Here is a 21,603-nt window from a genome sequence, read left to right as displayed (position 1 = left end):
GCGCCTACCGATCGCAGGTGACGTGACCCGGAACCTCGGAATGGTGGCCTACATCGGCGCCGCGACCGCGCTCACGGCCGCGATGCCGGTGGTGTCCGAGGGTGGCCGCGACCTGATCCTGCTGGCGATCTCGGTGCTCGCCGCGATCCCGATCATCCGCCTCGTCGGCCGGGTGCCGGCCGGCGACCGGCGCCCGTTCGTGCTGATGGCCTTCGCCCTCTGCTGGCTGGTGGTCGACAACGTCATTCTGCTGAGCGGCCGGAACGCCGCCGTCGGGGACCTGATCGTCCTGGTCAGCAACCTGCACATGCTGGCCGCCGCCGTCGCCCTGGTGCTGCGCCGTGGCCGCGCCGACATCGGCGGCCTGCTCGACGCCGGCGTGGTGGCCGTGGTCGTCGCCGCCCTCACCTGGACCATCGTGCTGGAACCCAGCCTGGACCGGGCCGGCGTCCCGCTGGCCAAACAGGCCAATCTGCTGGCCACGGTTCTGATGATCTCCGGCATCCTCGGCACCCTGATCCGGGTGCTGCGCACCAGCGAGCGATTCTCCACCCCGCTGGCCCTGTTCATCCTGTCCGTCCTGGGCAACCTGGCGGGCGCGGTCGGCGGAATCCTCGCCACCGGCACCGTCACCGCCCAGTCCACCGTCCTCCGCGAGACGATCTTCGTGGTCGCCTACGCGCTGGTCGGCCTCGCCGCCCTGCACCCCCGCGCGGCGGACCTGGCCAACCCCTGCCCGGTGCCGCCCGCCCGCCTCTTCGTCGGGCGGGTCATCGTCCTCGGCGGCGCGATCGCGGTCATCCCCACCGTCTCCGGCGTCCGCGAGATCCTCGGCCTGCCCGGCGACGCCGCCCTGCTCACCGTCGGCAACCTGCTGATCATCGCGCTGGTCGGCGTCCGGGTCGCCCGGATCAGCCTGCAACGCGAGCAGGCCGAACGCCGGCTGCGCCACCAGGCCACCCACGATCTGCTCACCGGCCTGCCGAACCGGGCCGAACTGTGGAACCGCCTGGACGCCGCGCTGCGCCGCGAACAGGAGGCCGGTCACCCGTCGGTGGTGCTGCTGTTCTGCGACCTCAACGGCTTCAAACAGGTCAACGACCGGCTCGGCCACCTGGCCGGAGACCGGCTGCTCACCGAGGTCGGCGCCCGCCTCGGCGGCCTCGGCGTGTTCGCGGCCCGCTACGGCGGCGACGAGTTCGTCCTGCTCGGCGAGGACGCCGAACGGCTCACCACCCTGGTCCGGGCGGCCCTGACCGAGCCGATCGTCGTCGCCGGCGAGTCGATCCGGGTCAGCGCCAGCATCGGCGCCGTCCACTCCGACGCCCGAACCTGCGCCGACGATCTGATCCGGCGCGCCGACCAGGCCATGTACCAGCAGAAAGCCACCCGGCGAGCGGCCTGAACGATTGTTTCCGATGCGTGGGCGGGGCGAACGCGGGGGAGATCGGTGCGGCGGTACGCTTCCTGCCATGCCGATCCGGACTCTGCCGACATCCGGGTTGTCGCGGGCATGAGGCGCGGAGAGATCTGGACCATCGGTGATCGCGCCGATCTGCGCTACCGCGTCCTCGTCCTCTCCGGCGACAGCTACAACGAGCGCGGCAACGCGGCACCCTTCTGCGCGCCGATCGTCCGGCAGCGGGGGGTCACCGAGCTTCCGCCGTACGCGGTCGCCCTCACCGAACAGGACCCGATCACCGGCGTCGTCGTCGTCAACCGCATGCGCCGCCTCCCAGCCTCCACCGGCGCCGAACGAATCGGCATGGTGACCGGCGCCAGCATGGCCCGCCTAGCCGAGGCGATGCGAGATCTTTTCGAGCTTTAAACCCCTTTCCCCGGTACGCCGTAAACCGCGCACTTTCCAGCGACATCTCCCCATTACCCCCATTTAGTGGCTTCTCTGTCACTTGGCCCTCGATGCCTGCTCTGCTGGCTCCTCAGGCCCCGAAAGATCTCCTGCTGAAGAGCCCGCCACTTCGTAGCGATCCGCTCTCACGGCGCCCCTCTCTTGGCGGTCACCTCTCATAGCTTGATCCGCCCCTTCGGCCCGCTTTGGTTGAGGATTCCTACCTTTAATGGCCTTTTGTACTCTCGCAGTGTCAGACGTCCGTTTGCGAATTACCCACTCTTCATAGGTTTTGCCCGATCCCTAACTTCTGGTCTCTGCCTTCACAAGCTGGTCGTCCTGAGCGAGTCGGTCGTCTTCGCCGCTCGGTCATCGTCACGGGCCGGCCGGTCCCGGGTTCGGCTGTCTTCGCGGGGCGGCTGTCGTCGTTGGTGGCCAGCCGCTGGTCGCCCGATCGAAGGGCTGCCGGCGTTGTCGGCCACTCGCTGTTGTTGCTTGGTGCCGTCACTGGGCGGCGACCATCGGGTGCCACCGCCGTTGCCGACCACTGTTTCTGCTGGCAGCCATCCCTATTCGGTGATGCTCCGCAGCCCTGCCCGCGCCGCCCTGCCCGCGCCGCCCTGCCCGCGCCGCCCTGCCCGCGCTGGGCTTGGTCGCGCTGGGCTTGACCGCGCTTCGCTGGTCGCGCGGGTGGGGCCGCTACCGAATCAGCTCGCCGGCCTGACCGCGCGCTGAGTGCGTCATCGTTCTGCGTGATTGCGCTGGGCTATGCGATGCGCGGTGAGCTGACGGAACTCGATGACGATTATTGCTGAGCTGTTGCATGTTTGTCGTTGCGTCATTAACGACGTCTGTTATTCACATTTCCTTCGATCCGGAATTGGCATGATCGACTTCTTGGTCGGGCTTACAGTTCTTCTCGCGGACGTAGGAAAGTATAGGTATGCGGCAGCAGCAACTATTTTCTCCAAGGGTGATCGCAGCGATGGGCGATCCGAGCAAACGGCGTAATCATTCGCCAGTCGCCGATCAATTCCGCCGCGCCCATGAACGTCACCGCGAATGGGGCCTACGCCAGCGCAACGCCGAACGTTTGCGCCGCGCCCAACTCCGATGCGGCCAGTCCACTGCCACTGCCACTGCCGTGCCCGCTTCCGCGCCCGCGCCTGTGCTCGCTTCCGTGCCCGTGCCCGTGTCCGTGCCCGTGCCCGTGTCCGCGCCTGTGCTCGCTTCCGCGCCTGTGCTCGCTTCCGTGTCCGTGCCCGTGTCCGTGCCCGTGTCCGCGCCCGTGCCCGTGCCCGTGTCTGCGTCCGTGCCCGTGTCCGCGCCCGTGCCCGTGTCCGCGCTCGCGCCCTCGTCGATATACGTGCTTGCGTTTCCGGCCGCGTTCGTGTTCCCGTCCGCGTCTGTGTTCGGCGGACCGAGGGCCGGCCTGACTCGGCTTGCCAGCGCGCTTCCGCGGTTGCTGTGTTCGGTTCGGAATTTGTGGCTTCCTTCATGGTCGCGGGCCTTTCGAGTTTCGTGCTTGTGTGCCCGCGCGCCCGCGGTCTCTAGTGATGCTGTGCTTGCTCTGGCTTGTGTGGCTACTTCCAGGCCTATGTGTGCTTTCGCCTGCGTGTCCGGTTTCGTGCCTACGTCTGACTTCGTCACCGCGCAATCTTTGGGTTTCCGTGCCTGGGCTAGCGCCTTTTCCCGGCTTGGTTACGGTTTCCGGATCTGGGTCTGCTCGCTTCTGGATAGGACTGTTATCCCGCTCCTGCTTGCTTGCCTGGTTTCGGGCTGGCTCCGGATCCTGGCGCTGGCGGACGGAAGCCTGTGGAGGATGGGCTTCTTTCCGGTTGGGCGACGGGAACGCGGAAGAGTGGGGTGGCGCGGAGGAGGCGATGTCCGGCGGGAGGCGGGAGGCGGGAGGCCGGGTCGTCTCCGCCCGGTGGTGCGACCTGTGCTGCGGGTCGGTGTGCCGCGGTCGCTCCGGGGACGGTTGTGGATCACGGGCCTGTATCGGCAGGACTCATCGGTGAATCCCCTGGCTTCTGGAATCGCTGGCCAAGGCGGCGCGCTATGGGGCCGGTGGAGTAAGGGCATGCCGTGGCTGCCCGCGCCGAGCCGGTTGAAGGGCTCGAGGGGAGACCCGGGCGGTCGGAGAAGGGCGGGTCGGGGACGAGGAGCGTGTCCACGTCTCGGGCGGGCCGCCGCGAAGGGGTGTGCGGTGATGGAGCGGCTTGGGCCAGGGGTGTGCCGTGATGGAGCGGCTTGGGCCAGGGGGTGTGCGGTGGTGGAGCGGCTTGGGCCAGGGGTGTGCCGTGATGGAGCGGCTTGGGCCAGGGGGTGTGCGGTGGTGGAGCGGCTTGGGCCAGGGGTGTGCCGTGATGGAGCGGCTTGGGCAAGGGCATGCCGTGATGGGAACGGCCTGCGCACGGGCGTGTCGTGATGGAGCGGCCCGGGCAGGGTGCGAAGTGCCTGTGTGGCGTCGTCGTGGGGATGGCCGGCTGGGTATCGGGACGTGCTGGCTTGGCGGGGCGTGACCTCTTGCAACAACGGCTTCATCGAGATTCGGCCGGGCTGCCTCGAATGATGAGCTCGATGGATGCATGGGGCGGCTGGCCGGATTGCAGGGTCGAGAGCCGCGTGGGACAGGGACCGCAAGGCGGTAGGAGCGATCAGGTGCTGGAAGGTCCGGGGTGGGCTGGGCCGATGGGAGTTGGTGTGGCGGCTGGCGTTGGAGTGGTGGTGGTCGGGTGTGGACACGTGGTGGTGGCGGTTGGGTAGTGACCGAACGTAATGGAGGTGATGGCGGCGAATGAGGGCTGGGCGGGGAGGTTGGGGTGCTGGACGGGAGGGGTTTACCAAGGGGAGGTCGGGGGTGCTGGAAGCGGAGAGCGGTGGGAGGTAGTGGAGGGCTGGCGGATGGTGACAGTGGTCGGTGGGACGGGTTGGGTTGGGTTTGCGGAATGGGCGGATGGGAGCGGGAAGCTTGCGGATGTCGAGGGGATCGTGGATGTCGGGGACCTGCCCTGGGTCTGCCCCGGTTTGGCGGACGTCCGAGTTCAGGAGCCGGTAGGGCTGCATCGAGGGCTGATACGGCACTCGCCGCGGGCACTCCAGCCTCGGGCGCCTACGAGACCCGCCATCCGGGTCCGCTATCGGCACTCCGGGCAGCATGAAGATCAACACATCGACGCTGTCCGGCGAAACGGGTCTAGCCCACCCGTGGTGTGCCGACGGGACGCCGCGAGGTGAGTGGTGCCCTGTGGAGGGTGGTTGCTGAGTTTGGGGCGCTTCGTTCGTACCGGGGAAGGGTTTGAGCGGGAACCGGATCGGTCAGGGTGAGTGATCGGGGGGCCGGGACCGCGAAGCGGATGGATGGGGGCCGAACGTCGGACGCTCGTCCGGGTGACGTGTGCGACGGAGCGCCTGCCGGGGCTACCCGCCCGGATGATCGGGGGATGCCGTGGTGCCCTGTGCTGGCGTAAGCAGGAAACCCAGAGCGGGCGGGGAGGTCGCTGTGGGAGCGCGGGTGGTGAGCGATGTGCCGGTCCGGGTCGATGAGAGTGGGACGCCGTGGCTGGCGACCGTGCGCGGGATTCTTGATTCGCTGCCGGGGATGGCGGCCTATCTGCTCGCCGAGATCGACGGGCGCGGGCGGCTCGCCGACCTGGTGTGGGCGGCGGCCAGCCCGGAGGCGGTGACTCCGGACGGGCAGCTCGGGTCGCAGCTGATCGGCATGCCGGTGACCCGGACGGCGGCGGACGTGGCGGCCGAGGAGCGGTGGGCGGTCTACCAGCGGGTGATGGAGACCGGGGAACCGGCCGATCTCGGCGCGGTGCGGATCGGGGACGGTGAGTTCACCGTGCGGGCCCGGCGGCTCGGGCCGGGGCTGCTGGTCAGCTGGGAGCGGCTGGACCGGCTGCACCGGTTCGGCGGCATGGAGCAGCTCGGCAACCTCGGCTGGGGCGAGTGGGACCTGACCAGCGGGGAGATCTACTGGTCGCCGCAGCTGTACCGGATCTATGAGCGGGACCCGGCGCTCGGGCCGCTCGGCCGGGACGAGGCGGACGGGATCGTGGTGGAGGACGACCGTCCGCTCCAGGCGGCCGCCCGGGAGGCGTTCGAGCGGTCCGAGCGGGTGGACGTGATCACCCGGGTCCGGATCGGCGGGCGGATCAAGCATCTGCGGACGGTCGTCGACGCGGTGCGCGACAGTGGCGGGCGCCCGTTGCGGATCTGCGGGATCGTCCAGGACGTCACCGAGCAGCAGACCAACGTGGAACGGCTGGCCGAGGTGGAGCGCACCCTCGCGGCCGAGCACGAGCTGGCCGCCCGGCTCCAGCAGATCATCCTGCCGATCCCGGCCGAGCCGATCGACCTGCCGGGGCTGCGGGTGGCGGTGCGCTACCTGCCGGCCGGGCACGAGACGCTGGTCGGCGGTGACTGGTACCACGCGGCGGCGCTGCGTGACGGGTCGGTGCTGCTCGCCGTCGGTGACGTCGCCGGGCACGGCACGCACGCGGCCACCACGATGGCCCAGCTGCGGCACGCGCTGCGCGCTCTCGCCGTGGTCACCAGCGATCCCGGTACGCTGCTCGAGCACCTGAACCGGCTGACCTGCGAGCTGGAGGCGGAGTCTCCGGAGCTGTCGGCGACCGCCGTGGTGGCCCGGTTCGACCCGGCGCGCGGCGAGCTGGTCTGGGCGCAGGCCGGGCATCCGCCGCCGCTGCTGAGCCGGGGCGGGCACACGGCCCCGCTGTCCCGGCCGCCCGGCCCGATGCTGGGCGTGGTCGACGACGCCCGGTACAGCGACGCCGTCCTCAGCTTCCACACCGGTGACGTGCTGCTGCTCTACACCGACGGGCTGGTCGAGCACCGGCGGCGCAGCCTGGACGTGGGCCTGGACGCGGTGATCACCTCGGTCGACGACGCGGTGCGGTCCGCCCCCGAGCAGCCGCTGGCCGAACTGCTGGCCCGGTTGCGCCGCGCCAACCCGGACGACGACACCTGCATCCTGGCGGCCCGGCCCCGTTAGGCATGATCGGGGCATGAGCCCGGTCGTTCTGGACGGTGGAGACCGCCGTTGTGTGCTGCTCCTGATCGAGCTGCGGAAACTGACGACCACGCTGCCCGGCGGGGCGGTCGTCCACCTGATCGCCACCGACCCGGCCGCGCCCATCGACCTGCCCGCCTGGTGCCACCTGACCGGCCACGAGTACCTGGGGCCGGTCGACGGGCACGACCGTCCGGCGTACGGGGTCCGGGTGACCGCCGGCGCCACCGTGACCCGGGCCGACCGGCCGTGGCATAGATCGGACGTATAGGGCGTTTCGCGCGGGGTATCCGGCCGTAATGATCCGGTACGGGGACGAGGTCGCCTCGATCGCCCGGCCGCTGCGGGATCCGGGGGATCTGGAGATCCTCCTGGATCGTGCGGCCGCCGCGCGGGTCGTGATGATCGGCGAGGCCACCCACGGGACGCACGAGTTCTACGAGTGGCGGGCCGAGCTCACGAAACGGTTGATCGCCGAGTGCGGGTATTCCTTCGTCGCGGTGGAGGGGGACTGGCCGGACTGCGAGCGGGTGAACGCCGCGGTCCGCGACGACCGGGCCGACCCGCGGGACGCGCTGGTCCGCTACGACCGCTGGCCCACCTGGATGTGGGCCAACGAGGAGACCGTCGACTTCACCCGCTGGCTGCACGCCCGCAACGTGCGGCGGGCGCCGGACGACCGGGTCGGCTTCCACGGGCTGGACGTCTACTCGCTGTGGGAGTCGATGCGCGAGATCCTCACCTGGCTGCGCGAGCACGACCCGGATCTGGTTCCGGCCGCGCTGGACGCGTACCGGTGCTTCGAGCCGTTCAACGAGGATCCCAACGCGTACGGCTGGGCCACCCAGCTCGTGCCGGCCGCCTGCGAGGACCGGGTGGTGACGATGCTGTCGGCGGTCCGCGACCGGGACTTCGGGTTGTGGCAGAACGCCGAGGTGGTGGCCGGGGCGGAGGGCTACTACCGGGCCATGGTGCGCGGCGGCCCGGAGGCGTGGAACATCCGCGACCGGCACATGGACCAGACCCTGGACCGGCTGCTGCGCCGGTACGGGCCCACGTCGAAGGCGGTGGTGTGGGCGCACAACACGCACGTCGGCGACGCCCGGGCCACCGATCAGTCCCAGTACGGCGAGATCACCATCGGTCAGCTGGCGCGGGAACGGTACGGCGACGCCCAGGTGCTGCTGGTCGGTTTCGGCACCTACCGGGGAACGGTGGTGGCCGGCCCGGGCTGGGGACAGTCGATGGAGGTCATGGGCGTGCCCGAGGCGCGGCCCGGTTCGCTGGAGGAAGTCTTACACGCGGCCGCTCCGCCGTGCGGGCTGTTCGTCTTCCCCGCCGAGGGCCCGCGACCGGATCTGCTCACCACGGTGCTGCCGCACCGGGCGATCGGCGTGGTCTACCGGGCGGAGCGGGAGCGCTGGGCCAACTACGTGCCGACCGTGCTGGGTGAACGTTACGACGCGTTTCTGTGGTTCGCCGAGACGCGGGCGCTGCGGCCACTGCACACTCTCCGGGTGGACGCGCACGAGCCGGAGACGTACCCCAGCGGTGTCTGATTAACACCATGAAGGACCGGTTAAATGGATCTTTTGAATCTCGGTGGCACATCATTCAGTTGACGTGTGCGGATGCCTGAAAGGGCACGGACATGTGCCCGTGAATGCTGATCCACGGTGGGGGAGAGCGGTTTTAGGCTGTGGCCTCCATCGATCATCCATTTCGGATTCAGCAGGGAACGGGGTGCCATGAAGAAGATCTCCCGACTCATCCTCGCCGCGGTGATCGCCGCGTGCGGGGTGGTCGTCGCGACCGCCGGACCGGCGTACGCGACAGTGCCGGGATACGTGCTCAGCTCGTCCACCGCGAGCCTGCCGCCGAGTCTGTCCGCTCTCGCCACCGGCAAGCGGATCCAGTACGTCACCACCAACATCAACGGTGGGGTCATCACCGCGACCGGCCTGGTCCTCACCCCGCGCACCAACAAGAAGAACCGGGTCGTGGCGTGGGGACATGGCACCACCGGGCTCGCCGACACCTGCGCACCCTCCACCAACCAGGCGGTCTTCTGGGAAGAGGCCCGGATCGCCGTCGCCGAACTGCTCGAACGCGGCTGGACGGTGGCCGCGCCGGACTATCCCGGGCTCGGGACGGTACAGCAGCACCCCTACCTGGTCGGAGCCAGCGCCGGCCGGTCGATCATCGACAACGTACGGGCGGCCCGCAACCTCGACTCCGCACTGTCCACCCAGTACGTCGTCGACGGCCACTCGCAGGGCGGCACCGGTTCGCTGTTCGCCAGTCAGCTCGCCCCGTCCTACGACGGCAACCTGGTCCTCAAGGGCGCCGTGGCGATCGCCCCGCTCTCCAACGCACAGGAGATCATCCCGTACATCGCGGGCACCCCGGTCCAGGGCTACCTGGTGATGGCCCTGTTCGGCGTGGCCGCCGTCGAACCGAGCTTCAAACCCGCCAACGTCCTCGCCGCCCCCGCCGAGGCCCAGCTCGGCGTCCTCCAGACCGGCTGCCTGTACGAGATCATGGCCGCCTACGAGAACTTCACCGCCGAGCAGCTGGTCGAGGGCGGCACCGTGCCGGCCGCGGTGATCACCAAGATGGCCTCCTACGAGAACCCGCTGCAGACCGCGCCGAGCTCGCCGATCCTGCTCGTGCACGGCACCGACGACGAGGCCGTCCCCTACTTCCTCTCCGAGATGCTGGCCGGACAGATCCAGGCGTACGGGGTCTCGCTCACCTTCGAGACGATCGAGGGCGCCACCCACGACACCGCCGTGATCCAGTCCGCCGACCTGGTCGCGAACTGGATCGCCGCCCGGTTCACCTGATCATTCGCGGACGCGCCCGGTGGCTCAGTCCGCCGGGCGCACCGCCTTGACCAGGCGCACCCCGGTGCTCATCCCCGGCGGGTCGGGCAGCACCGGCGCGAGCGCGGCCAGCAACCCGGGACGGCGCTCGGCGGGAACCCGGCGCAGCACGGCCCGGCCCGCGTGCGAGTCCACCCAGGTGAGGAAATGCTCCAGGTCGCGGAACTCACTGCGTACCGTCAGCTCGTCGATCGTGACGTCGGCGAAGCCGGCGGCGCCGACCGCGGACCGCAAGGTGTCCTCGCTGTCGAACATCGCCGGGAGTTTCGGCTGCTGAGACGGCTCGTCGGTGTGCTCGCCGATCACCCGCATCGCCTCCCGGTAGCCCGGGTCGAACGCCGCGAAACAGCTGAACGCGAGCCGGCCGCCGGGCCGCAGCAGCCGAAGGTATGCCCGCAGCGCGGCCTCCGGATCCGGCAGGAAGAACAGCACCAGCCCGAGCGCCACCACATCGAACGAGCCGGCCGGGAAGTCCGGCGCCTGACCGTCGCCGACCGCCACGGTGACCTGCGGCAACCCGGCCGCCGCGGCCCGGGTCAGCGCCACCATGGCCGGCGCCATGTCGATTCCGGTCACCGAACCGGACTCCCCGACCGCGGCGGCGGCCGGGAACAGCACCGCCCCGCGCCCGCAGCCCACGTCCAGCACCCGCTCACCGGCCCGGATATCGGCGGCGGCGACCAGCGCCGACCCCATCGGCCCGACGAAATCCACCCCCACGCTGTCGTAGTCCGCCGCTGCCGCATCGAAGACGTCATATGGTTTTGTCACCGGTTCAGAATGCATAACGAACGCGCAGATACGGCGCACGCTCGCCGATCAGATCGGTGAGCGCCGTTACGTAGGAGCCCTTCGCGCCGGTGCGGTAACGGACGTTCAGATCGCCGTTCTGCGAGCGTTTCACCTGCTGGAGGCCGGGCCGCCAGATCAGTTCCTCGGCACGCGGATGCCAGCCGAGGTTGATCTCGTGCAGCGCACGATTGTGGGTCAGAAAGATGATCTCGGCCGCCAGCTGGCTCTTCGTGGCCGCGTTCGTTCCGGCGGTGAGCTGCTCCAGCAGTTCGGCCCAATCCCCCAGCCAGCCGTCCCGGACCACCACCGGGCTCAGATTGACGTGCACCTCGTAGCCGGCCGCCACGAAATCGTCGATCGCCGCGATCCGTTCCCCGATCCCGCTGGTGCGGATGTCGAGCACCCTGGAATCGGCCGGCGGCATCAGCGAGAACCGGATCCGCGTCCGGCCCCGCGGATCCCATTCGAGCAGGTCCCGGTTGACGTGCTTGGTCGCGAAGCTGGCCTTCGCGTTCGGCAGCTCCCGGAACAACGTGACCAGATCCCGGACGTTGTCGCTGATTCTCGCGTCCACCGAGCAGTCCGAATTCTCCCCGATGTCATAGACCCAGGACTCCGGGTCGCATTCGTTCGGCTGCGGCTTGCCGCCCTGCCGGGCCGCGTGCCTTCGGAGGTACGCGGAAATGCGCTCGATGTTGGCGAAGACGGTGATCGGATTGCTGTATCCCTTGTGCCGCGGGACATAGCAGTAGGCGCACGCCATGGCGCAGCCGTTCGCCGTCGACGGGGCGATGAAATCGGCGGAGCGGCCGTTCGGGCGGGCGGTCATCGTCTTCTTCACGCCCAGGACCAGCGCCTCCCGTTTGATCCGCACCCAGCGCCGGACATTCGCCTCGTCACCGTGCACCTCCGGGATCCGCTGGTGGCTCTCCACCTCGACGATCGCCGCCTCCGGGAAGCGGGCCAGGATCTCGCGGCCCCGGGGCAGATCGGCGGCGGCCGGTTCGAGGTAGATGCGCTGGATGTCCAACAGATCACTCACGCCCCGATTGTCCGTCAGGCCGGGTGAATCGGTTAGCCCTGGCGCGTGCACTACCGCCACGATCGGGCGGACAGGGATGTCCGGTGCCGCCGGAATGCCGTTGACTCGGCGCCGTCACCGCATTCCCGCGACACCCGGATCGGAACCCGCGTGCCCCTTCTCCTGACCATCGGGCTGGCCATCTCGCTCGTCACCGTGGCCCTGCTCCTGCTCACCCGCCGCCCCTCCAGGACCGTGCCGCCGCCCCACCCGGCCCCGCCCGAGTCGCGGTCTCCGGTCGCCGAACCGACCCCGGCCCGCCCGGGCTCCGGGGAGCCGGCGTTCGGGGCGGGTGCCGGGTCGGTGGTGGATTCGGGCCGCCCGTGTTCCGGGGAGCCGGTTCTCGGGGCGGGCGCCGGGCTCGTCGTGGATCCGGGGCCGTTCGGATCGCGGGGGTGGATCATGCTGGACGCGGAACGGTCGGCGCTGGCCTGGGAGCCGCTCGCCGCGGTGAGGCCCGGCCCGGCATCGGCATCCGGTCGCCGCCGATCGTGATCATGGTGCCGCGCAGGCGGGCGGAACGGGTCCTGCCAGGTATCGCGAGGCGGCCCGCCGGGGCCGCCCACGCCAGGGCGTCACGCATGCCTTTTCCCGGCTGGCTGTCAGGACTGTCTCAGGCGGGTTGAGACAGCTCCGACCCCGCTGGTCGAATGCCTCACTGTCATCTACCGCCCGCGCTCCCAGCCCGGCAGCTCAGCCCGGTGCGGGCGGCACGGGCTCGAGTTGCAGGTGGTCGCCGGAGCCGGCGGGACGGGGTGGTGCGGTTGAGGGCCGGCACGTGCGTACCGGAAATGGGGTTGAGAAGAGCGACGGGCGTCAGGCGGTGAGCTCTCGGGGGAGAGTGAGGGGCGTCGGGGTTTGCGGTCAGGTGGCCGATGAGCAGGACCGCGACGCTCAGGGTGAGCATGATCCACCAGGCCGCGTGGGTGGTGGGGCCGGACGCGGAGGCGACCGCGCCGATGACGGCGACGCCCAGGGCGGCGCCCACCTGGCGGCTCGTGGAGGCGATGGCGGCGGCGACGCCGGCCCGGGAGCGGGGGAGGCGGGAGACCGCGGTGTTGGTGATCGGGGTGTTGACCATGCCGAAGCCGAAACCGAAGACGAGGTAGCCGGCCAACAGCTGCCATCCGGGGGTGGTGACGGTGGCCCAGGTCAGCGGGAGCAGGCCGAGGGCCATCGCGGTGCCGGCGATCCGTAGGGGGAGGCGCGTGCCGCGGCTGCCGACCAGGCGGCCGGAGTGCGGCGACGCGATGATCGTCATGGCCGCCATGGGGAGTGTGTAGAGGCCGGCCTCCAGGTAGCGACGGGGCACCTGTCGGTTGTACCCGCCATCGGGAAACCCGACCCGGGGGAGATTGGTCACAGTTTCCGCGCGGGGCGGTATTGGGCAAGGTTGGCGCATGCATATCTGGCCGGGCAACCCGTACCCGTTGGGAGCCACCTATGACGGGGGCGGCACCAATTTCGCGCTCTTCTCCGAGGCGGCTACCCGGGTCGAGTTGTGCCTGTTCGACGAGGACGGTCGGGAGACCCGGATCGACCTGCCGGAACGGGAGGCGCTGGTCTGGCACGGTTATCTGCCGCGGGTGGTGCCGGGGCAGCGGTACGGCTACCGGGTGCACGGGCCCTACGATCCGTCCCGGGGGCTGCGGTGCAATCCGGGCAAACTGCTGTTGGATCCGTACGCCAAGGCGATCGACGGGGATTATCGGTGGGATCCGGCGCTTTTCTCGTACGATTTCGGCGATATCGGTTCTTATAATGATGCGGATTCAGCGCCTTTCTCACCCCGCTCCGTCGTGATAAACCCGTATTTCGACTGGGGCAACGACCGGCCGCTCAAGATCCCGATGTGGGAGACGGTGATCTACGAGGCGCACGTCAAGGGTATGACGATCCGGCATCCGAACATCCCGGACGACGTGCGCGGCACCTACTCCGGCCTGGCCCACCCGGTGATGATCAAGTACCTGAAGAGCCTCGGCGTCACCGCGGTCGAGCTCATGCCGGTGCACCAGTTCGTCCACGACAGCGGACTGGTCGAGCGGGGCCTGACCAACTACTGGGGCTACAACACCATCGGCTTCTTCGCGCCGCACAACGGCTACTCGTCGTTCGCCGGCGGGGGCGGGCAGGTGCAGGAGTTCAAGGCCATGGTGAAGGCGCTGCACCAGGCCGGCATCGAGGTGATCCTGGACGTCGTCTACAACCACACCGCCGAGGGCAACCACCTGGGCCCCACGCTGTCCTTCCGAGGCATCGACAACCCGGCCTACTACCGGCTCGTCGACCAGGACCGGCAGTACTACTACGACACCACCGGCACCGGGAACAGCCTCAACGTCCGGCACCACGAGTCGCTGCGGCTGATCATGGACAGCCTGCGCTACTGGGTGACCGAGATGCACGTCGACGGCTTCCGGTTCGACCTGGCCGCCGCCCTGGCCCGGGAGTTCCACGAGGTGGACCGGCTGGCCGCGTTCTTCGATCTGGTCAACCAGGACCCGGTGGTGTCACAGGTCAAGCTGATCGCCGAGCCGTGGGACGTCGGCGACGGCGGCTACCAGGTCGGCGGCTTCCCACCCAACTGGACCGAGTGGAACGGCAAGTACCGCGACTCGGTCCGTGACTTCTGGCGGGGCGAGCCGGCCGGGCTCGGCGAGTTCGCGTCCCGGTTCACCGGCAGCTCCGACCTCTACCAGGACGACGGCCGCCGCCCGATCGCGTCGATCAACTTCGTCACCGCGCACGACGGGTTCACCCTGCACGACCTGGTGTCGTACAACGAGAAGCACAACGACGCCAACGGCGAGGGCAACCGGGACGGCGAGAGCCACAACCGGTCCTGGAACTGCGGCACCGAGGGCGAGACCGAGGACGCCGACATCATCGTGCTGCGCGAGCGGCAGAAACGGAACTTCCTGGCCACCCTGCTGCTCAGCCAGGGCGTCCCGATGATCGCGCACGGCGACGAGCTCGGCCGCACCCAGCGCGGCAACAACAACGTCTACTGCCAGGACAGCGAGATCTCCTGGGTGGACTGGGTGGAGGCGCGCAACGAGGACGTGCTCACCGGGTTCGTCCGGCGGCTGCTCAAACTGCGGGCCGACCACCCGATCTTCCGGCGCCGGCGGTTCTTCACCGGCGACCCGGCCGGCGACTCGAAACTGCCCGACATCGCCTGGCTGCGCCGGGACGGCCAGGTCATGACCGAGGCGGACTGGAACACCCGCAGCGGCATGACCATGACCGTCTTCCTCAACGGGCACGGCATCCCGGAGCGCGACGCCCTCGGCGAGGAGATCCGGGACGACTCGTTCCTGCTGCTGTTCAACCCGCTCGACGAGGACGTGGCGGTCACGCTGCCGGATCGCGACTACGGGCGGACGTGGGAGGTCTCGGCGAACACCGCCGACCCGCTGCTGGCCGCCAGGCGAAAGACCGCGCGGGCCGGCGGGCAGTTCACCGTGACCAGGCACAGCCTGGTCGTGCTGCGCTGCCGCTACTAGAGGGTCAGGCTCGCGACGTGTACCACGCGATCTTCTCCCGGACCCGTCGCTGCTCCCGGCGCAGCTGCTCTATCTTCGCGTCGATCTCCTGATCGTGCTCGCGCAGCAGCGCCGTCCGCTGCTCGGCGCCCTCGTCACCGGTCTGCAACAGCTCGGCGAAGCGCCGCAGCCGGGAGATCGGCATGCCCGAGTCGCGCAGGCAGCGCAGCAGCCCCAGCCGGGACAGGTCGTCGTCGGAGAAGATCCGGCGGCCGCTGGAGTTGCGCTGGATGCCGTGCAGCAGCCCGATCTTCTCGTAGTAGCGGATCGTGTCGATGCTGACGCCGAGCCGCTCGGCGGTCTCCCCAGGTGTGTAAGGCACGCCTGAGATTAACCGCTTCACCGCATTGGCAGCCGCCCCCACTGGTGCCGGACATCGCCGCGATGCTAGGCAGAGGCATGGAACGCGTAGCGCGGCCACGGCTGCACTTCACCCCTCGTGCCGGCCAGGTCGGCGACCTCTTCGGTGTCCTCGCGGCGGACGGCCGCTACCAGCTCTTCTACGAGTACCTCTCCGGCCAGGAGCCGGCCTGGGGGTACGCGGTCTCCGACGATCTCATCCTGTGGACCGAGCAGGCGGTGGCCGCGCCGCCCGCCGGTCCCGGATCGGCCCGCTGCGGTGCGGTCGTGGCCGGTCCGGACGGGCCGGTGCTGTTCCACACCCGCGACGGCGGGGAGGTGGCCCGCGCGGTCGCGGCGCCCGGCATCACCGGCTGGCGCCAGGACCCGGCCGGCCCGCTGATAGCCACGCCACCCTCCGGTGTCAGCGAGATGCGCGATCCGTACGTCTGGTGGGCCGGAAGCGGCTGGCGGATGCTGCTCGGCGCCACGATGCGCGGCGGGGCCGCCGCCGTCCTCCAGTACCACTCCGCCGACCTGCTGCACTGGGCCTACGACGGTGTGATCGTCTCCCGCGAGCAGGCCGGCTGGAGCTGCCCGCGGCTCTTCCCGCTGGACGGCGCCTGGGTGCTGCTCGTCTCCAGCGGCGACGAGGTCGCCTACGCGGTCGGCGGCTACGACGGCCTGCACTTCACGCCGCGCGCCTGGGGCGCGTTCGGGCGGGGCCGCCTCGGCCCCACGGTCACCTTCGTCGACGCGGCCGGGCGCCGCTGCGTGCTCGCCCGCCTCGGTGAAGCCGAGGCCAGTCCCGGGTCGGTCTGGGCGGGCTCGCTCAGCCTTCCCTGGGTTCTCTCGGTACGCGACGACCGGCTGATCGCCACCCCGCACCCCAACCTCGACCCGTACCTGATCAGCGGCGCCAGCGGGCTCACCGCGGCCGGCGGGGAGGTCCGCGACCACGGCGAGCTGATCCTCACCATGCCCGCAGGCGGGGAGACGGTGCTCTTCGCCGACGCCGACATCGTCGAGGTCGCGGTCGAGGGTGTCAGCGGTCTCGGGGTGGCCCGGCGAACCGGCCCCACCGCGTCCGGTGTCAGGTTCGCCCGGTTCGGTACGGCTCCCGGCGGGTGACGGCCCGGCGTTTGCCGGGTCCGGCCGCGGGCAACCTCTCCGGTATGCCTGGACGTGACGAACTACCCGAAACCCTCAAGCGATCCCCGAAGAAGGCGCAGGACACCTTCGTCAAGACCCACGACTCCGCCGTCGACCAGTACGGCGAGGGCGAGCGCGCCCACCGCACCGCCTTCTCCGCGGTCAAACACTCCTTCGAGAAGGTCGGCGACCACTGGGAGCCGAAGGCGAAGAAGGGCCCGAGCGACGCCAAGGCCGCCGGCGGCCGCGACACGAAAGCCGACACCGCGGGTGGCGTGGACGCCAACGCGAGCAAGGAACACCTGCTGGGCGTGGCCCGCAAGCTGGACATCTCCGGCCGGTCGAGGATGACCAAATCGGAGCTGGTCGACGCGATCCAGAAGGCCAACGCCAGGGAGACGCGACGCGCGCGTGGATGATCTGATCCGATTCGTACGGGCACAGGACGGCGTCTTCGAGCAGGCGCTCGCCGAGTTGAGAGCCGGCCGCAAACGCACCCACTGGATGTGGTTCGTCTTCCCCCAGCTGGCCGGGCTGGGCTCCAGCCCGACGGCGCGGACCTACGCCGTCCGGGACCTCGGCGAAGCCCGCGACTATCTCGGCCACCCCGTCCTGGGCCCGCGGCTGCTCCAGTGCGCCGAGGCGATGCTGGAGCATCACGGGCGCACCGCCGAGGAGATCCTCGGCTACCCCGACGACCTGAAACTGCGTTCGTCGATGACGCTCTTCGCCCGCGCCGCCGACGACCCGGCCCTCTTCGAGCGGGTGCTCGACCGCTACTACGACGGGCCCGATCAGCGGACGGTCGCGCTTCTCGGCGCACTGTAGGGGATTCCGCCGTCGGGCGGGGCGCCGCCGTGTGACGATCGCGGCGGTCCCGTTCCCGCCGACGCCGAGGTGGCTCCTTCATGCGACGTGCCCGCGCCCTCGTCGTGGCGGTGGCCGCCACCCTGCTCGGCGTCCCCGCCCCGGCGGCCGCGGCCGGCGGGGTCACCGGCGATCTCGACCGGATCCTCACCGGCGCCGGGCTGGCCGGCGCCACCGTCGCCGTGGACGTGCGCGACGCTGCCGGGGCCGCCGTCTACCAGCGCAATTCCGGTCTGCGGGTGCTGCCTGCCTCCAACCAGAAACTGCTCACCGCGGCCGCCGCGCTCGAGGTGCTCGGCCCGGGGTACCGGTTCCGCACCACGGTCCGCGCCCGTGGCGGCGACCTCCATCTGCGCGGGCAGGGGGACCCCACCCTGACGGTCGCGCGGTTCGACGGGCTGGCCGCGGACGTCGCCCGGAGCCGGAAACGGTTCAGCGGGCGGCTGGTCGTCGACGACACCTGGTTCGACCGGGTGCCGTTCGGGCTGGACTGGTCGTGGCAGGACGAGTCGTCCGGTTGGGCCGCCGGAGTCTCGGCCCTCACCTTCGCGGCGAACGAGCGGTCCGACACCGGCGCCGTCGAGATCCGCTACCGGGGCGCCGCCGGGCGGCGGCCGTCGGTCACGGTGTGGCCGCCGACCCGCAGCGTGCGGGTGGTCAACCGGGCGGTCACCGGGCGAGGCGACAGTGTGAGCGCGGTGCGGGTCCACGGCGGCCGGACGGTGACGGTCACCGGATCCGTTGCGCCCGGACGCTCCGGGACCACGCTGGTGTCGGTGCCGGATCCAGCCCTCACCGCGGCCGGGGTGTTCCGGGCGGCGCTGCTCCGGCACGGGGTGACGGTCGCCGGGGGCACGGGCCGGGGGCCGGTCCCGCGTACGGCCCGGACCCTCGCCACGCGGGCCTCCGCCCCGTTGCGTGAGATGCTGCGGCCGCTCCTGAAGCTCTCCCACAACGGCATCGCCGAGACGCTGGTCAAGGCGATGGGCCGGGCCGCGACGCCGACGAGGCCGGGGAGCTGGCCGACCGGGCTGGCCGCGGCGACCGCCGCCCTCGGCCGCCTCGGCGTCGACACCCGGCTGCTCACCATGGGCGACGGCTCCGGTCTGAGCCGCCGCAACTGGGTCACCGCCCGGCAACTCACCACGCTGCTCACGGTGGCCCGGCGGCGCCCCTGGTTCCCGGCCTTCCGGGCGGCCCTCCCGGTTGCGGGCGCCGCGGGCCCCCTGGTCGGCGGCACCCTGCGCCACCGGATGCGGGGCACCGCCGCGGCCGGCAACGTCCGCGCCAAGACCGGCACGCTGACCGGCGTGAACGCCCTCTCCGGCTACGTGACCACCCGCGACGGCCGCCACCTGACCTTCGCCGCCCTGATCAACGGCGCCCTGGCCGGCGCGGGCCCCACCCTCGACCGGGTGGCCGTGGCCCTCGCCGGGAGCACCGGCACGCCGGGGGGTCAGCCCTCCGGGAGGAAGGCGGCGACAGGGGCCACCGTCTCCCGGCCCATCACCAGATCGGAACCGCGTTGAGCATCCGGCAAGTATTCCCTAGGGTCGGGACAGGTCATGAGCGCCAGCGCGAAGCCCCGGCTCGCTGGCCGGCAACCCCCTGCTCGCGGGCGGGGTGCCCCGGGTGAGGACCTGGTCCGGCGCACCCGTGCCGGTCAAGCCGCGATGGGGGATTGCTGTGGATCATCCTGTTCTGGAAGGCTGTCGCGTCCGTCTGGAGCCGCTCGGCCACCACCACGCCGAGGGGCTGGCCTGGGCCGCCGGGGGCGACCGGGACTCGTTCTCGTGGACCTGGGTGCCGGCGCCGGACGAGGTCGGGCCGTACATCGACCTGCAACTGGAGCGGGCGGAGGCCGGCTGGCTTCGACCGTACGCTCAGATCTGCCTTGTCTCGCAACGCGCCGTGGGCGCGACCGCCTACCTGGACCCGCGCCAGTGGCCCGGCACCGAGCGGCTGCACGCGATCGAGGTCGGCTTCAGCTGGCTGACGGCCTCCGCGCAGGGCACCGGCGTCAACCTGGAGTCCAAGCTCCTGCTGTTCGAGAACGCCTTCGAGGTGTGGGAGGCGGCCCGCGTCGATCTGAAGACCGATGCCCGCAACAGCCGGTCCCGGGCCGCGATCGCCGGGCTCGGCGCCCAGTTCGAGGGGGTGCTGCGCAACTGGTCGCGCTCGTGGGCGCCGGGCGAGGAGGGCCGTCTGCGGGATTCCGCGATGTACTCGGTCGTCGCCGAGGAGTGGCCGCGGTGCCGCGCCTACCTGCGGCACCGTCTCGCCGAAACCGGCCGGCCGGGGAGCCGGCCGGAGTCGCGCGGATGAGGCGTCAGCTGGAGCAGGTGTTGAGCATGGTCTGGAGCGCGGTCTTCTCGGACGACTGGAGCTTCAGCGCCCAGTAGTACTTCACCGCGATCCACATCTTGGCGTAGGTGCAGCGATAGGAGCTAACCGACGGCTGCCACGTCGACGGGTCCTGGTCGCTCTTCGACTGGTTCACGTTGTCGGTGACGGCGATCAGCTGCGGGCGGGTCAGGTCGTTGGCGAAGCTCTGCCGCTTGCTGGTGGTCCAGGCGTTGGCGCCGGAACGCCACGCCTCGGCCAGCGGGACCACGTGGTCGATGTCGACGTCGGAGGCGGCGGTCCAGGTGGCCCCGTCGTACGGGGAGTACCAGGTGCCGGAGGTGGCGGCGCACGCCGAGCTGGTGACGACGTTGGTGCCGTCCCGCTTCAGCACCGTCTCCCGCGTGTTGCAGGTGCCGGAGATGGTGATCCAGTGCGGGAACAGGTCGCGGTCGTAGGTGCTCGCGTTCGCCTCGGCGGCCACGGTCAGGGCGTTCAGGTAGGTCTGTGCGGTCGCCTTGGACGGGATGCCGGTCGGGGCGGCCTGGGCGGGGGAAGCCAGCAGACCGAGAGTGATCAGACCGGCGGTGAGGCCGGCGATCAGGGGACGGGGGGAGAGGCGCATGCAACGGCTCCTTCGATGTCGTCCGATTCGGACATTGAAGGTTTACGGGAGCCGGACGTCTCCAGATGATGACGAACGTGAATTTCTTGTGGCTGAACAAAAAAGATCAAACTCGGCCGCGAAACACCTCGTTCACCGAGCCGATAGGGTGGTGCGCGTGAGACCTCTGCTGGCCGTCGACGCCCCGAGCCTCTACTTCCGCGCGTTCCACGGCATACCGGAGAAGGCGGCCCAAACCGCGGCCGGTGAACCGGTGAACGCGATCCGCGGATTCCTCGACATGCTCGCCCAGCTGATCCGCACCCGCCGCCCGGACCGGCTGGTGTGCGCGCTGGACGCGGACTGGCGCCCGGCCTGGCGGGTGGAGCTGGTGCCGTCGTACAAGAAGCACCGGGTCGCCCACGGCGACGTCGAGGAGGTGCCGGCGTCGCTGGAGCGGCAGGTGCCGGTGCTGCTGGAGACCCTCGAGGCGCTCGGCATCCCGGCGTTCGGCGTGAAGGGGTACGAGGCCGACGACGTGCTCGGCACGCTGGCGTACGGGCAGCCCGCGCCGGTCGAGGTGGTCTCCGGCGACCGTGACCTGTTCCAGCTCGTCGACGACGCCCGCGGGACCCGGCTGCTCTACTGCGGCCGTGGCGTGGCCAAGCTGGAGGACGCCGACGAGGCGCTGGTCCAGGCGAAATACGGGGTCGAGGCGCGGTGGTACGCGGACTTCGCCGCGATGCGCGGCGACCCCAGCGACGGTCTGCCGGGCGTGGCCGGCGTCGGCGAGAAGACCGCTGCGCGCCTGATCGAGAGGTACGGCGGGGTCGAGCACATCCTGGCCGCCCTGGACGACCCGGACGCCGGTTTCGCCCCCGGCGTGCGGACCAAACTGCTGGCGTCCCGGGAGTACCTGGGCCGCGCCCTGCCGGTCTGCAAGGTCGCCACCGACGTGCCGCTGCCCGCCTTCGACCCGGTCCTGCCGACCGCCCCACGACACCCGGACGCGCTGCTGGCGCTCGCCGAGCGGTGGAACCTGGCCGGGTCGGCCCGGCGCCTGGTGGACGCGATGGCCGGCTGAGGCCGGTTGCCGGACGGT

The 21,603-nt window shown here is 70.6% G+C and carries 19 protein-coding genes and 1 riboswitch; of the genes, 14 read left to right on the top strand and 5 right to left on the bottom strand.

All coding sequences use genetic code 11. The features are described 5' to 3' along the window. Window positions 1-22: 22 nt before the first annotated feature. From IEZ13_RS07280 to IEZ13_RS07255, 6 genes are all read left to right on the top strand, one after another. Window positions 23-1,405 (top strand): GGDEF domain-containing protein, encoded by a 1,383-nt coding sequence (locus tag IEZ13_RS07280; protein ID WP_183218960.1) that lies wholly within the window; start codon window positions 23-25, stop codon window positions 1,403-1,405. Window positions 1,406-1,513: 108 nt separating this feature from the next. Continuing rightward, window positions 1,514-1,828 carry a type II toxin-antitoxin system PemK/MazF family toxin gene (locus IEZ13_RS07275; protein WP_183218959.1) on the top strand — a complete coding sequence of 105 codons (315 nt, stop codon included), beginning with the start codon at window positions 1,514-1,516 and terminating at the stop codon, window positions 1,826-1,828. Window positions 1,829-5,369: 3,541 nt separating this feature from the next. Next, window positions 5,370-6,872 carry a PP2C family protein-serine/threonine phosphatase gene (locus IEZ13_RS07270; RefSeq protein WP_229794528.1) on the top strand — a complete coding sequence of 501 codons (1,503 nt, stop codon included), beginning with the start codon at window positions 5,370-5,372 and terminating at the stop codon, window positions 6,870-6,872. A gap of 13 nt (window positions 6,873-6,885) precedes the next feature. Next, the gene (locus tag IEZ13_RS07265) at window positions 6,886-7,161 is read left to right on the top strand and encodes a sulfurtransferase TusA family protein (RefSeq protein ID WP_183218958.1); all 276 of its coding nucleotides are present in this window, start codon (window positions 6,886-6,888) and stop codon (window positions 7,159-7,161) included. A 28-nt stretch (window positions 7,162-7,189) separates the two neighbouring features. Next, window positions 7,190-8,449: an erythromycin esterase family protein gene (locus tag IEZ13_RS07260; RefSeq protein ID WP_183218957.1), complete on the top strand. Its 1,260-nt coding sequence runs from the start codon at window positions 7,190-7,192 to the stop codon at window positions 8,447-8,449. Window positions 8,450-8,638: 189 nt separating this feature from the next. Continuing rightward, window positions 8,639-9,736: an alpha/beta fold hydrolase gene (locus tag IEZ13_RS07255; RefSeq protein ID WP_183218956.1), complete on the top strand. Its 1,098-nt coding sequence runs from the start codon at window positions 8,639-8,641 to the stop codon at window positions 9,734-9,736. A gap of 24 nt (window positions 9,737-9,760) precedes the next feature. Here the strand turns inward: IEZ13_RS07255 and IEZ13_RS07250 are convergent, their stop codons facing one another. Then, window positions 9,761-10,546 carry a class I SAM-dependent methyltransferase gene (locus tag IEZ13_RS07250; protein WP_229794527.1) on the bottom strand — a complete coding sequence of 262 codons (786 nt, stop codon included), beginning with the start codon at window positions 10,544-10,546 and terminating at the stop codon, window positions 9,761-9,763. Window positions 10,547-10,550: 4 nt separating this feature from the next. Next, window positions 10,551-11,609, bottom strand: coding sequence for a spore photoproduct lyase family protein (locus IEZ13_RS07245; protein ID WP_229794526.1), 1,059 nt, complete (start codon window positions 11,607-11,609; stop codon window positions 10,551-10,553). Between the two features lie 150 nt (window positions 11,610-11,759). Here IEZ13_RS07245 and IEZ13_RS07240 point away from each other — a divergent pair, with 150 nt between their 5' ends. Then, window positions 11,760-12,143 (top strand): hypothetical protein, encoded by a 384-nt coding sequence (locus IEZ13_RS07240; protein ID WP_183218954.1) that lies wholly within the window; start codon window positions 11,760-11,762, stop codon window positions 12,141-12,143. A 166-nt stretch (window positions 12,144-12,309) separates the two neighbouring features. Here IEZ13_RS07240 and IEZ13_RS07235 read toward each other — a convergent pair whose 3' ends face one another. Further along, window positions 12,310-12,960 carry an MFS transporter gene (locus tag IEZ13_RS07235; protein ID WP_229794525.1) on the bottom strand — a complete coding sequence of 217 codons (651 nt, stop codon included), beginning with the start codon at window positions 12,958-12,960 and terminating at the stop codon, window positions 12,310-12,312. A gap of 88 nt (window positions 12,961-13,048) precedes the next feature. Here IEZ13_RS07235 and glgX point away from each other — a divergent pair, with 88 nt between their 5' ends. Beyond that, on the top strand, window positions 13,049-15,157 hold the full coding sequence (glgX, locus tag IEZ13_RS07230; protein WP_183218952.1) for a glycogen debranching protein GlgX: 2,109 nt from the start codon (window positions 13,049-13,051) through the stop codon (window positions 15,155-15,157). 4 nt (window positions 15,158-15,161) lie between these two features. Here glgX and IEZ13_RS07225 read toward each other — a convergent pair whose 3' ends face one another. Further along, on the bottom strand, window positions 15,162-15,518 hold the full coding sequence (locus IEZ13_RS07225; RefSeq protein ID WP_183218951.1) for a MerR family transcriptional regulator: 357 nt from the start codon (window positions 15,516-15,518) through the stop codon (window positions 15,162-15,164). Between the two features lie 77 nt (window positions 15,519-15,595). On the opposite strand from IEZ13_RS07225, the gene IEZ13_RS07220 reads away from it, so the two are divergent. The 5 genes from IEZ13_RS07220 (at window position 15,596) to IEZ13_RS07200 (ending at window position 19,879) form a co-directional block, all read left to right on the top strand. After that, window positions 15,596-16,666, top strand: coding sequence for a glycoside hydrolase family 32 protein (locus tag IEZ13_RS07220; protein ID WP_183218950.1), 1,071 nt, complete (start codon window positions 15,596-15,598; stop codon window positions 16,664-16,666). Between the two features lie 44 nt (window positions 16,667-16,710). After that, complete coding sequence (locus IEZ13_RS07215; protein ID WP_183218949.1) at window positions 16,711-17,106, top strand: ChaB family protein; 396 nt, start codon at window positions 16,711-16,713, stop codon at window positions 17,104-17,106. Beyond that, entirely contained in the window at window positions 17,099-17,515 is a 417-nt protein-coding gene (locus IEZ13_RS07210; RefSeq protein ID WP_183218948.1) for a DUF1810 domain-containing protein, read from the top strand. Before IEZ13_RS07215 ends, IEZ13_RS07210 begins: the two co-directional genes overlap by 8 nt. An 80-nt stretch (window positions 17,516-17,595) precedes the next feature. Next, complete coding sequence (gene dacB, locus IEZ13_RS07205) at window positions 17,596-19,083, top strand: D-alanyl-D-alanine carboxypeptidase/D-alanyl-D-alanine endopeptidase (protein ID WP_183218947.1); 1,488 nt, start codon at window positions 17,596-17,598, stop codon at window positions 19,081-19,083. 32 nt (window positions 19,084-19,115) lie between these two features. Beyond that, window positions 19,116-19,230: riboswitch (SAM riboswitch) on the top strand. 10 nt (window positions 19,231-19,240) lie between these two features. Then, entirely contained in the window at window positions 19,241-19,879 is a 639-nt protein-coding gene (locus IEZ13_RS07200; RefSeq protein WP_203833720.1) for a GNAT family N-acetyltransferase, read from the top strand. A 4-nt stretch (window positions 19,880-19,883) separates the two neighbouring features. On the opposite strand, the gene IEZ13_RS07195 is transcribed toward IEZ13_RS07200, so the two are convergent. After that, on the bottom strand, window positions 19,884-20,522 hold the full coding sequence (locus IEZ13_RS07195; protein WP_183218946.1) for an HNH endonuclease family protein: 639 nt from the start codon (window positions 20,520-20,522) through the stop codon (window positions 19,884-19,886). 148 nt (window positions 20,523-20,670) lie between these two features. On the opposite strand from IEZ13_RS07195, the gene IEZ13_RS07190 reads away from it, so the two are divergent. Next, window positions 20,671-21,585: a 5'-3' exonuclease gene (locus IEZ13_RS07190; RefSeq protein ID WP_183218945.1), complete on the top strand. Its 915-nt coding sequence runs from the start codon at window positions 20,671-20,673 to the stop codon at window positions 21,583-21,585. Window positions 21,586-21,603 lie beyond the last annotated feature (18 nt).

The sequence above is a fragment of the Actinoplanes campanulatus genome, from assembly GCF_014647795.1.
Classification (GTDB): Bacteria; Actinomycetota; Actinomycetes; order Mycobacteriales; family Micromonosporaceae; genus Actinoplanes; species Actinoplanes campanulatus.
Note: the sequence above shows the minus strand (reverse complement) of the source record. Positions and strands in the feature narration are given on the sequence as shown.

Excerpts from the sequence above, each read along its gene's own strand:
- IEZ13_RS07275 (WP_183218959.1), top strand. The coding sequence starts at position 1,514 with ATGAGGCGCGGAGAGATCTGGACCATCGGTGATCGCGCCGATCTGCGC.
- IEZ13_RS07265 (WP_183218958.1), top strand. The coding sequence starts at position 6,886 with ATGAGCCCGGTCGTTCTGGACGGTGGAGACCGCCGTTGTGTGCTGCTC.
- IEZ13_RS07260 (WP_183218957.1), top strand. The coding sequence starts at position 7,190 with ATGATCCGGTACGGGGACGAGGTCGCCTCGATCGCCCGGCCGCTGCGG.
- IEZ13_RS07255 (WP_183218956.1), top strand. The coding sequence starts at position 8,639 with ATGAAGAAGATCTCCCGACTCATCCTCGCCGCGGTGATCGCCGCGTGC.
- glgX (WP_183218952.1), top strand. The coding sequence starts at position 13,049 with ATGCATATCTGGCCGGGCAACCCGTACCCGTTGGGAGCCACCTATGAC.
- IEZ13_RS07220 (WP_183218950.1), top strand. The coding sequence starts at position 15,596 with ATGGAACGCGTAGCGCGGCCACGGCTGCACTTCACCCCTCGTGCCGGC.
- IEZ13_RS07215 (WP_183218949.1), top strand. The coding sequence starts at position 16,711 with ATGCCTGGACGTGACGAACTACCCGAAACCCTCAAGCGATCCCCGAAG.
- dacB (WP_183218947.1), top strand. The coding sequence starts at position 17,596 with ATGCGACGTGCCCGCGCCCTCGTCGTGGCGGTGGCCGCCACCCTGCTC.
- IEZ13_RS07195 (WP_183218946.1), bottom strand. The coding sequence starts at position 20,522 with ATGCGCCTCTCCCCCCGTCCCCTGATCGCCGGCCTCACCGCCGGTCTG.